Below are 11173 nucleotides of genomic sequence, written 5' to 3'. Positions count from 1 at the left end.
TGTTCTTGCCTACTTGCGAAAATTCCTGCGGAATTTTTACGGGTTCGTAAATGTTTGTTAACTTAGTTGCCTAACCACGCAACTAACCATACACAAACACGTTGTACACAATACCCAAAAAATGCCGAGAATCGAACTTCAAACTGAAATAAAAGCCGACAGAAATATCGTGTTTGACTTGTCGCGAAGTATCGATTTGCACAAAATATCGACCGAACAAACGAATGAAGAGGCAATCGCTGGTAAAACAAGCGGTTTAATCGCAATGAATGAAAGCGTAACTTGGAGAGCAAAACACTTTGGAATCTATCAAAATCTTACTTCCAAAATCACGGAATATGACAAACCGAATTACTTTGCGGACGAAATGGTTAAAGGAGCGTTTGCCGAATTTAGACACGAACATCACTTTGCGGAATCGAATGGCGCAACTTTGATGACCGACTTTTTTGATTATAAATCGCCTTTTGGAATTTTAGGAAAGTTAGCGGACAAGCTCTTTCTTAAAAAATATATGACTGAATTACTAACTGAAAGAAACCGAATTGTAAAAGAGTTTGCAGAATCTAACAAATGGAAAGAAGTGATAAAATGAAAATCGGAACTAAAATATTAATCCTATTTCTGACTTTGAATTTGCTTTCTAGCAAAGGAACTGCTCAAGAGGCGGACACTATAAAAACGACTACTGAATTTGATTTCTCAAAAGTTATAAAATTTCGAGAAACAAAAATTAAAGGTCAGATAATAAACGATTACGACAGTATTTTCAGCCCTTCACAAAGGAAAGAACTTTCGGATATTATCTATGACTATAACATTCAAACGAGTCGACAAATAGTTGTTGTATCAATCGATAGCATAAAACCTTATACTGATATTCAAAAATACGCAGGCGATTTAATGAATTATTGGGGAGTTGGAGATGCGGAAAAAAATAACGGCTTGACAATTGTTATGTGCAATCCTTGTCGACAAATAGGAATTGCTACTGGAACTGGAACCGAACTGATTTTGACTGACAAAATTTGTAAAGAAGTAATTGAAAATACTATCATCCCTGAATTTAAAAATGGAGAATTTTTTAACGGGATTAAAAACGGTGTGACTGAATTAATAGAAAAATGGAAATAAAGTACTGTGTACAACACCGTGTATAATTAATTGCTAGGTTCTTCCCTACTTGCGAATATTCCTGCGGAATATTCACGGGTTCGTAAAAGTTTGCTAACTTAGTTGCCTAACCACGCAACTAACCATACACAAGACCGTTGTACACCATTTATGAGAACGACAATACACACTACTAAAAAACTGGAAAAGTTGATTAAAAAATTAATCTCAACTGACGAAAAAACTGAATGTGGAATACTTGGAAAATGGAACGCAACCGTATTTTATGTTGACCGAAAAAAATGCTGGTTAATCACAAATGGAAAAACAAAATATAACGTAATATTAACCGACATTAAATCGACAGATTTAAAAAATATTGAGCAAATTTTCAAAGATGCTTTGTACTCACAATTGACTTACGATGGAATTATAACCGACTTTGACTATCTAAATTCTATAATCGGAAAAATTGACTTTATGCCAACTGACAATGACCGAAAAACAACTGGATTTCAAAACACAAATTTACAATCATTAGATTGGTGGAAAGCAGAATATGGAGAATTAAAAAATATGCCAATAAAAGACTTGACTAATCGACTAAATAATATTCCTATTCATATTGGAGAAAGCAAAAAAATGTCTGATTTCACAAAAGCTCTGAACGAAATGAAAAAACTAATAAATGAATAAAAAACGGTGTACAACACCGTGTATATTTAATTGCTTGTTACTTGCTTACTTGTGAAAATTCCTGCGGAATTTTCACGGGTTCGTAAAAGTTTGCTAAATTAGTTGCTAAAACCACGCAACTAACCATACACAAACACGTTAGCGCCAAGCAGACACATCAATCCACATCTAGACATCCTAAAAGTCCGTATTTCTTACGCAGGATTGAACACTCGCACGAATAACCAAATTGAGGAGTATTACGGAACAACAACGCAGGACTGACTAGACGTTAGTACCTACTCTATTCATTGTTTCTGTCCAGTGTGATTACATATCTTCGATCTAAGCGCGCGAAAATTAAATAATGCCGGTCGCTAACATTGTGTATATTTAATTGCTTGGGTCTTGCTCATGTGGAAATTCCTGCGGAATTTCCTCGCGTTCGGTCCATTTTTACTAAATTAGAGGCTTAACCACGCAACTAACCATACACCAACCGTTAGGTGCAATTTGCTCACTCAAATGAAAATACCGAAAATAAAAGGAATAATAGATAGACGAATATTAATCAATTACCAAATTGATAAGGAAGTCTTGGAAAATTATTTACCAAAACCTTTCAAACCTAAATTAGTAAACGGAAAAGGAATTGCGGGAATTTGTTTGATAAGACTAAAAGAAATTAGACCGAAAGGTTTGCCAAAACAAATCGGAATTTCCTCTGAAAATGGAGCTCATAGAATTGCAGTTGAATGGACTGAAAACGGAATGCAAAAAGAAGGAGTTTATATTCCAAGAAGAGATACTTCTTCAAAATTAAATTCTTTAGCTGGCGGAACTATATTTCCTGGAATACATCATTTAGCTAATTTTAAAGTAAATGAAAAAGACGGAAAATATGAAGTCGGTTTTATCAGCGATGACAAAACTTCATTATCAATAAAAGCAAAAGAAACAAACTCTTGGAATACTGAAAGTGTATTTGAGAATTTAGAATGTGTTTCTGAATTCTTTGAAAATGGTTCTATTGGATATTCGCCTGATAAAAATAACTTTGATGGACTTGAATTAAAAGCATATAATTGGAAAGTATCACTTTTGGAAGTTGAGAATGTAAAATCAAGCTTTTTTGAAAATGAAAGTATTTTTCCGAAAGGTTCTGTCAAATTTGATAATGCATTATTAATGAAAGATATTGAACACGAATGGATTGGACTGAAAAAAATAAAAAACTGCACCTAACAACGTGTATAATTAATGGCTAGTTCTCGCCTACTTACGAAAATCCTCGCGGATTTTCTATTCAGTTTATATTTGCTAAATTAGGTGCTTAAACACACCACTAATCATACACAACACCGTTGGGCAACATTTAAAAAATAACATTTGAAAAAGATTGACAAATGGCGGAATTAATAATTAAACGAAAAAAAGAATTCACATTTGGTCTAATTGATTTAAATATTTATTTAGATAATAAAAAAATTGGACGCTTAGATGGTGGAGAAACTAAGAAATGGAAAATTGAAAAAGGAAAACACACATTATTTGCAAAAGGTGGATTAATATTAAAAAGTCAAGAAGTTACATTTGATGCAAAAGAAAGTGACATAATTGCTCTTAAAATTGAGAGTTTTGGCAATGGATATGCAAAATCATTTTTACAGATTAAAAAATTAGAAATCAATTAATTATAAATTTCATATTTGAAAGGTAATAAGTAATAACTAAGGAACGGTGATTTATTTTTTTGAGAAAGCTAAACAATGGAAAGTTGACTGACAAAATAAAACAAAAAGTTACTGTTCAATAAAAGAAAGTAAATACTAATTACTGCTGAAAAAATATAAAAGCTGAATTCTGAAAAAGAAAAATTCTGCGACAGATTTCAAAGCTGACTGGAAAATAAACCTCTGACTGATTAACGAAACGTAAAAAGACACTGAAAACTAAAAAAAATTCAACAGCGAAAAAAAAGAAGGAAATAGGAAAATAAATCAACGACGGATTAAAAAATACGCCTGAATGAAAAAACGTTGCCCAACAACGTGTATAATTAATGGCTGGTTTTAGCTTACTTACGAAAGTCCTCGCGGACTTTCTATCTGTGATTTATTTGCTAACTTTAGTGCTTAAAACACACCACTAATCATACACAAACACGTTGGCAGTAATTAAATATAATGAAAATAAAGATAGATTTTGTAATAATGATGGCTCAGACATCGAACTCGATGAGAGTTTAACCCCTTGTTGTTCTTAATTAAATTAAAATATGAAATTATACTTTTCTTTTTTTTTATTTATCATTTACTGTCTTCCAGTTAATTCTCAAATATTGGAAGGTTTTGTATTTGATAGTACAAATCAAAAAAAATTACCATTTGTAAATATAAGTTTAAAAAATGTTAACGAAGGAACTTATACTGATGAAAATGGCTATTATAAACTAGACTTAAAAAATATTAAAATAATAGATACTCTAATTATATCCTTTATTGGTTTTGAGAAAAAAGCTATCAACTTAAATAAATATAAGGATGAAAGAGTTTATAATTTAAATATTGCTTTATCTCCTAAAAAAGAAGAACTCAACGAAGTTATTATATCTAGTAAGGAAATTGAATATGAATTGTTTTCTAATAATGTTGGTACTAATAGAAAAGGATCGTTTATATCATCTGTACCATTTGGATACGAAGTTTGTTTATTTATAAATAATGATAAAAACAAAAAAGCTAAACTTAATGAATTAAAATTAAATCTTAAAAAACGAGAATATACTAATATTGATATATTTGAAACATATTACAGAATCTCTTTTTATAAAAAAAATCCTGTTAATAATTATCCAGGTGATTTAATTTCTTACGAAAATATCATTATAAAACCAGAAAATAAAAATGGTAAAATAGAAGTTAATCTATCAAATAAAAACATTTTTTTACCGAGAGATGGTATTTTTATTGGAATAGAAACAATTAATCCAAATAAAAAGTTGCCTGAAAATAATATGTATTTGACATCTCCAAATTTATTATATACTCATTCGAAAGAAAAAATGACATACAGACGATACAGAGGAAAAGAATGGAAAAAAGAAAATAAAAAATCTGTTTTTAAGAAAGGTTATTTTGCCGTCCCTTATTTAAATTTGAAAGTGAATTACTTTAAATAAAACTACTGCCAACAACGTATATAACAAATAGCTACGTCTTTTCTAAACCGGAAATTTTGGTATATTTGGTAAGTCGCCAAATCTTTTGATTTCGCTTTTTGAAATATTAAGATAAAAACAAAATACAAAAGTTTTGGCTTGTTGCGTGGCGGAAAAATATAGACGCTCTTGCACGCTACTTATCATATACAAACACGTTGGCAACAAGCTGAAAAATGAAGTTCCTAAAGAAAAACAGAACAAAAAATTGGATAATTAAACTATTCAAACTGACTGACCAAAACTCAGCAGAAACGTTTGAAATGGAATCTAAAATTCTTTTCTGTATTGAACGAATTGAACAATTAACGGAACTTAAAGCAAAAACTTTTGACATTAATTATCAATCAATCTATAAAACCAAAAGCGGATTTGAAAAAGCACTAAAATCTAATAAAGAATTGGTTTATTGCTTTGTCGATTTCGATTCTGAAAAAACCGAAACATATTTCTCAATCAGCAATCAAATGCTGAATCTAAATGAAAAACCTGAAAAAGAAACAATTGACTTTTCTCTTCAAATAAGCACAAAATATTGTGATAGAGATTCAATTTTAGAATTAAATAGAGTTTTAATAAACGAATTAGATTTTGATTATGGATATACAACTCAATTAAATTCAAATTATGACTCTGGAACTGAAAGAAAAATAAAAAAAGGATTATTTTCAACTTCAGTAAATATTATAGAAAAAGACCATATTTGGACTTCAAATAAAATCAATATTTTAAACGGAGCATTAAAGAACTTATATCCAATAAACTATTTGAACAAATCACATTTATCGAATTCAGAACAAAAGAAAATTATATCGGAATTTGGAAATTTAAGTGAAGTCAATAATAGGATTTACAAATGGAATTTAACGGATTTAGAGATAGAGAAACTAAAAAAGACAAAACGAACTGAATTAAAATTAGCTAAATAAAAATAAAAGCCAGTTGCCAACACCGTGTATAATTAATTGCTGGGTTTTAGCTTACTTACGAAAATACTCACGTATTTTCTATTCGGTTTATATTTGCTAACTTACTCGCTTAACCACGCAACTAACCATACACAAACACGTTGGCAACAAGCTAAACAAACCAATGAACATTAAGGATAAAGCATTAAATTTTCAATACCAATACAGCCGAATTTTCACTTTTGGTCTGAATAGGAAAAAGTTTGTATGCTTACCAAAAAGCAATAGCTTGTGCGCATCGAATAACTCGAAAAACACATTTCTTGCTCTAGGATTTACATTGTTTTCTTGTTTACTGTTTTTTTCTGGATTTATAGAGTGGTATACAAACGGAACTAAAATTACAACGGGATTTATAATTGTTTTTTTTGTTGTTCATCCAATTGTTGCGACTATCGGATTACGACAATTTTTGTGGCTGATTAATGGACGACAAGAGTTACGGATTGAAAATGGAAAAATGACTTTAACAAAAAAAGGAACTTTTCTAACTAAAAAACAAACCTTTGAATTGGAACACGTGGAAAACGTTCGGAATGAAATCCAAGATAACTCATTATCGACTTATGACAAAACATTGCGGAATATCGCTTTGAATAGAAAATTACTTTTTAGCCATATAATGGGAGAAATTATATTTAACTATAAAGGAAAGAAAGTCAAATTATTTAATGAATTGACCGAAAACCAAAAAGCGGAATTAATAACTGAAATCAATAATCTGAAAAAAAAGCCAATTGCCAACACCGTGTATAATTAATTGCTTTGTTCTTCCTTACTTGCGAATATTCCTGCGGAATATTCACAGGTTCGTCAAAGTTTGCTAACTTAGTTGCTAAACCAAGCAACTAATCATACACAAACACGTTGCCACCAATTTGAAAAAAAACTATGGATAGAATAACAGAAAGTCTTATAAAAGAATTACTTATTAATCAAGAACTGAAATCACAAGGTGATTCAAAAGACTTTGAAAAACTCGTAAACTATACAATAGTTTCAAATGAATATAACAAAACTTTTGACATTGAAAATCTAACTATTGGAGAAGGAAATGATACTGGTATAGATGGATTAGCAATTATTGTAAACGGACAATTAACGGAATCAAAAGATGAAGTTGATGATTTAATCGAAAAAAACAATTTTCTAGATGTCGAATTTATTTTTACGCAATCAAAAACATCTTCAAAATTTTCAGGTGCAGATATAAATACATTCTTTTTTGGAGTTTTAGATTTCTTTTCAAACAAACCTAAATTGGTAAGAAATGAAAGCATTAAAAAATATGTTGAAATCACTAACCACATATATGATAATGCACCAAAATTTAAATCCAATCCAAAACTAAAATTATATTATGTTACAACTGGTAAATGGACAGAAGACGCTAACCTTAAAGGTATAATAGAAAATGGTTTAGAGTCAGTTGAGGAAACAAATTTATTTGACAAAATTAATTTCACACCTTATGGAGCAAGAGAACTTTCAACTGCATATCGTAAAACTAAAGAATCTATCAGTACAACAATAAACTTCAACAACAGAATTACAATGCCTGAAATAAATGGAATTTCACAAGCATATATTGGTTTACTTCCTTACGAAGAGTTTTATAAAATTGTATCTGATGATGAGGGAAGTTTATTAAGTGTTTTTGAAGATAACGTAAGAGATTTCCAAGGAGAAAATAATGATGTAAATGGTGGAATATCATCAACTTTAAACAATACTGGGTCTGAAATTTTTAGCGTCCTAAATAATGGTGTAACTATTGTAGCTAGTTCAATATCGCCAACAGGGAATCAGTTTACTATAACAGATTATCAAATTGTAAATGGTTGTCAAACAAGTAACGTTCTTTATAACAATAGAGGTTCTGAAAACATAAATAATGTAAATATTCCAGTAAAATTAATTGCAACAACTGATGACGACATAAAAACAAGAATTACACTTGCAACAAATAATCAAACACCAATAAAAAAAGAACAACTTGCTTCGTTAACTCAATTTCAGAGAAGCCTAGAGCAATACTACAACTCATTTACTGGAGATTCTAAAATCTATTACGAGAGAAGGTCAAAACAATATAATTCTGACAACAATGTATTAAAATCCAGAATTATAACAGTTCCTTATCAAATTAAATCATTTGTTGGAATGTTCTTAAATGAACCTCATAATGTTACTAGTTATTTTGGTTTAATAGTTAGAAGGTTAAATGAGGGAAAGATGCAAATTTTTAACACAGAACATCTTTACTCACCATATTATACAAGTGCTTTTGCTTATTATAAGCTCGAAACTTTTTTTTAGAAAAGGTAATATTGATAAATCTTATAGAAAAGTAAAATTTCATATTCTAATGCTTTTTAGAATGCTAAACGCAAAAGGAGAATTACCGCCATTTAATAGTAAGAAAGTTGACAAATACTGTGACGAATTATTAAAAGTTTTAAATGACGAAGAAAAAGCAATAAAAGCATTTAAAAAATGTATTAAAATAATAGACAATTCAGATTTTGATAAGACAGATAAACAAGATGTAAAGCTTGTATCAAAAACGAAAAATTTAATTGACTATTTAACGAAATAAAAACTGGTGGCAACACCGTATATAATTTATTGCTAGCTTCTCGCCTACTTACGAAAGTCCTCGCGGACTTTCTCGGTCGGTAATTATTTACGAAATTAGGTGATTAAACCACGCAACAAACCATATACAAACACGTTAGCCAAAATTAAAAACGAATGATATTCAAAGGACATTTTGACCCTCTAAAAGCACCTCTTGATTTTAATAAATTAACGATTTTCACAAAATCAGAGAAGCAAAAAGATATTAGAAAAGAATACTTTTATAAAGACTATAAAGTTTCTAAAATTATTGATTATAGAAATGGTATAATTTCCGAATATGAACATTCGGATGATAATTTTGTTGTTAAATTTTATCTATTTGAAGATACAATAAATGAGGCGGAATTTGATTCAATTAAAAAATTCACTTATTCAAATGAGAAAAAAATAAGAGAAGTTCTTATAAATATTGAAAATGAAAAAGAAGTGAAAATTTATACTGGTGAGTTTGAATACCTGGGAGATGATTTATCCTTTGAACGATATACATATGATGATGGAGAAGCATATCGAATAAAACACGAATGGAATAAAACAAAGTCCGTTAATAACATTATACATCTTGACGAACCAGACAAAGTAAAATATACATTTAACAAGAATGGATTTTTAACCGAATGCCTATACTTCAAATATGAAGGAAGTGTAAAGAAAACACTTTACGAATACAAGAATGGTAGACTATTTAAATTAATTGAATTTCCTCATCTTGAATATAAAAAATCTTTACTAGGCAAAATTCAAATTGTTGGAGAAGCTCAATTTATGGACGAAACAGAAAGCTATTACTTTGAGAATGGTTTATTAGAAAAAGAGATTATAAAAGATTATGAGACAAAAGAAATACAAAATATAATCTATTACGAATACGGAAAATAACTTTGGCTAACAATGTGTATAATTCATTGCTAGTTAGAGCCTACTTACGAAAGTCCTCGCGGACTTTCTATCTATGATTTATTTGCTAACTTTAGTGCTTAAACACGCAACGAAATCATACACAAACACGTTAGCAGCAAGCAGTCACGTTTTGCTAATGTCTTTCTTAATCGAAAATTTTTTTATTCCTCGTCACAATTAAACTCTCATCTGGATAAGATAACGTGATAAGCAATACGGAATATTAACGCAGGATTAACCACTCAGTTGGATAAGTTAAATTGACAAGTAATACGGGGCAACAACGTTGGATTGATTACTCAGGTGAATAAGTAGAATTGTTCAACATCACGAATTAACAACGCTGGATAGTAAAACTATTAAACATTAGATTTTAAAAGATCATTATAGAACACCAACAGACTACTCACTCTACTCTGCTTTAATTTTAAAAAGCTTTACGGCCGATCTGAACGTGAAAAAACTAATTGGACACTGGTAAGGAGTTATACGCTAAAATCAATGTTAGAGTTGTTTAATGAAACTGTGTAAAATTAAAAGCCGGCTGCTAACACCGTGTATAATTAATTGCTTTTTTAAGCTTACTTACGAAAATTCCTGCGGAATTTTCTCTGGTCTGTAAAAGTTTACTAAATTAGCTACCAAACCACGCAACTAACCATACACAAACACGTTGTGGTTAATTAAAGAAAATGACAATAGAAGAGTTAAAATTGAATATAAAATGGTGGGAATCTAAAAGATGGATTTATAATCTTGCTGTTGGATTTTTCGGAATTTTTGGAATTTATGATGGAATTTCAAGAGGAGAATACTCTTGGTCTATAGACGACACAATCGGAATTATAATTTGGGGAATTGGAGCAAATATTTTCTATTCATTAGGAGTTTTACTGGAATTATTTGATTGGTATTATCTGAAAAATAAAGTCAGAATTAAAAAGTTACGAATGACATTTTTCATTATCGGACTTATATTTAGTTGCTTTTGGACTTTATGGTATAGTTGGCTCTATTTTGCAAAACCTTATTTATTTTAAGAATTTACAATGATAATATGCAAAAATCTAAAAGACTTAATTTCTTAAATTCTTTTCTCAAATTATACGGAGTTGAAAAAATTGAATTAATTAAAGAAAAAGTTGACTCAATAAGTGGAATTGCAATTTATGACGAATCTAACCCTGAGGAAATACAAGAATTTATTTGGCATAAATCGGAAAACCAAGTTCCTGATACTGAATTATGCATTTTGATTGACAAAATTGTGGCTAAAAAGATGCACACCGGAGACCTGATTCATGATAACAAAATTTCAAATTTAGAGTTTAAGGAATTTAACAACCTAAAAAGAGACAAACTAATTGAATTACTTTATGATGTTAAAATAATAATGATAGATAATGGAAAAGAAACTGATTCTTATTTTGTTCATAGCTAAAAAAAACTAACCACAACACCGTGTATAATTAATTGCTAGGTTCTTCCCTACTTGCGAAAATTCCTGCGGAATTTTCACGGGTTCGTAAATGTTTGTTAACTTAGTTGCCTAACCACGCAACTAACCATACACAAACACGTTGTGTACAATGTCGAAAATGATGAAGAAATTTAACATAAAGCTGATTTTATTAGAGTGTTTGGCTTTAATTTT

13 protein-coding genes are annotated in these 11173 nt (G+C 29.8%); all 13 read left to right on the top strand.

The window, feature by feature from the left end; all coding sequences use genetic code 11:
- Positions 1 to 121: 121 nt before the first annotated feature.
- The 13 genes from ACFQ13_RS07195 (at position 122) to ACFQ13_RS07135 (ending at position 10960) form a co-directional block, all read left to right on the top strand.
- Positions 122 to 595, top strand: a complete 474-nt coding sequence (locus ACFQ13_RS07195) for an SRPBCC family protein (protein WP_386115685.1) — start codon at positions 122 to 124, stop codon at positions 593 to 595.
- A complete protein-coding gene (locus ACFQ13_RS07190; RefSeq protein WP_386115682.1) occupies positions 592 to 1134 on the top strand; it encodes a TPM domain-containing protein in 543 nt (180 codons plus the stop codon). The genes ACFQ13_RS07195 and ACFQ13_RS07190 overlap by 4 nt, the downstream gene beginning before the upstream one ends.
- A gap of 150 nt (positions 1135 to 1284) precedes the next feature.
- On the top strand, positions 1285 to 1809 hold the full coding sequence (locus ACFQ13_RS07185; protein WP_386115679.1) for a DUF6933 domain-containing protein: 525 nt from the start codon (positions 1285 to 1287) through the stop codon (positions 1807 to 1809).
- A 504-nt stretch (positions 1810 to 2313) separates the two neighbouring features.
- Complete coding sequence (locus tag ACFQ13_RS07180; protein ID WP_386115678.1) at positions 2314 to 3033, top strand: DUF2071 domain-containing protein; 720 nt, start codon at positions 2314 to 2316, stop codon at positions 3031 to 3033.
- A 161-nt stretch (positions 3034 to 3194) separates the two neighbouring features.
- Positions 3195 to 3482, top strand: a complete 288-nt coding sequence (locus tag ACFQ13_RS07175; protein ID WP_386115675.1) for a hypothetical protein — start codon at positions 3195 to 3197, stop codon at positions 3480 to 3482.
- A 584-nt stretch (positions 3483 to 4066) separates the two neighbouring features.
- Positions 4067 to 4969, top strand: a complete 903-nt coding sequence (locus ACFQ13_RS07170; protein ID WP_386115672.1) for a carboxypeptidase-like regulatory domain-containing protein — start codon at positions 4067 to 4069, stop codon at positions 4967 to 4969.
- A 302-nt stretch (positions 4970 to 5271) separates the two neighbouring features.
- Positions 5272 to 5937 (top strand): hypothetical protein, encoded by a 666-nt coding sequence (locus tag ACFQ13_RS07165; RefSeq protein WP_386115670.1) that lies wholly within the window; start codon positions 5272 to 5274, stop codon positions 5935 to 5937.
- A gap of 163 nt (positions 5938 to 6100) precedes the next feature.
- Entirely contained in the window at positions 6101 to 6736 is a 636-nt protein-coding gene (locus ACFQ13_RS07160) for a hypothetical protein (RefSeq protein WP_386115668.1), read from the top strand.
- A gap of 131 nt (positions 6737 to 6867) precedes the next feature.
- Positions 6868 to 8295, top strand: a complete 1428-nt coding sequence (locus ACFQ13_RS07155) for an AIPR family protein (protein ID WP_386115666.1) — start codon at positions 6868 to 6870, stop codon at positions 8293 to 8295.
- 61 nt (positions 8296 to 8356) lie between these two features.
- Positions 8357 to 8575 carry a hypothetical protein gene (locus tag ACFQ13_RS07150; protein WP_386115664.1) on the top strand — a complete coding sequence of 73 codons (219 nt, stop codon included), beginning with the start codon at positions 8357 to 8359 and terminating at the stop codon, positions 8573 to 8575.
- A 155-nt stretch (positions 8576 to 8730) separates the two neighbouring features.
- Positions 8731 to 9498 (top strand): hypothetical protein, encoded by a 768-nt coding sequence (locus ACFQ13_RS07145; protein WP_386115662.1) that lies wholly within the window; start codon positions 8731 to 8733, stop codon positions 9496 to 9498.
- A gap of 713 nt (positions 9499 to 10211) precedes the next feature.
- The gene (locus ACFQ13_RS07140; protein ID WP_386115660.1) at positions 10212 to 10559 is read left to right on the top strand and encodes a hypothetical protein; all 348 of its coding nucleotides are present in this window, start codon (positions 10212 to 10214) and stop codon (positions 10557 to 10559) included.
- A 17-nt stretch (positions 10560 to 10576) separates the two neighbouring features.
- Positions 10577 to 10960: a hypothetical protein gene (locus ACFQ13_RS07135; RefSeq protein ID WP_386115658.1), complete on the top strand. Its 384-nt coding sequence runs from the start codon at positions 10577 to 10579 to the stop codon at positions 10958 to 10960.
- Positions 10961 to 11173 lie beyond the last annotated feature (213 nt).

It is taken from the genome of Winogradskyella rapida, from assembly GCF_042675845.1.
GTDB classification, from domain to species: Bacteria; Bacteroidota; Bacteroidia; order Flavobacteriales; family Flavobacteriaceae; genus Winogradskyella; species Winogradskyella rapida.
The sequence above is the reverse complement of the archived record's forward strand: the minus strand, read 5'-3'. Positions and strand labels throughout refer to the sequence as shown.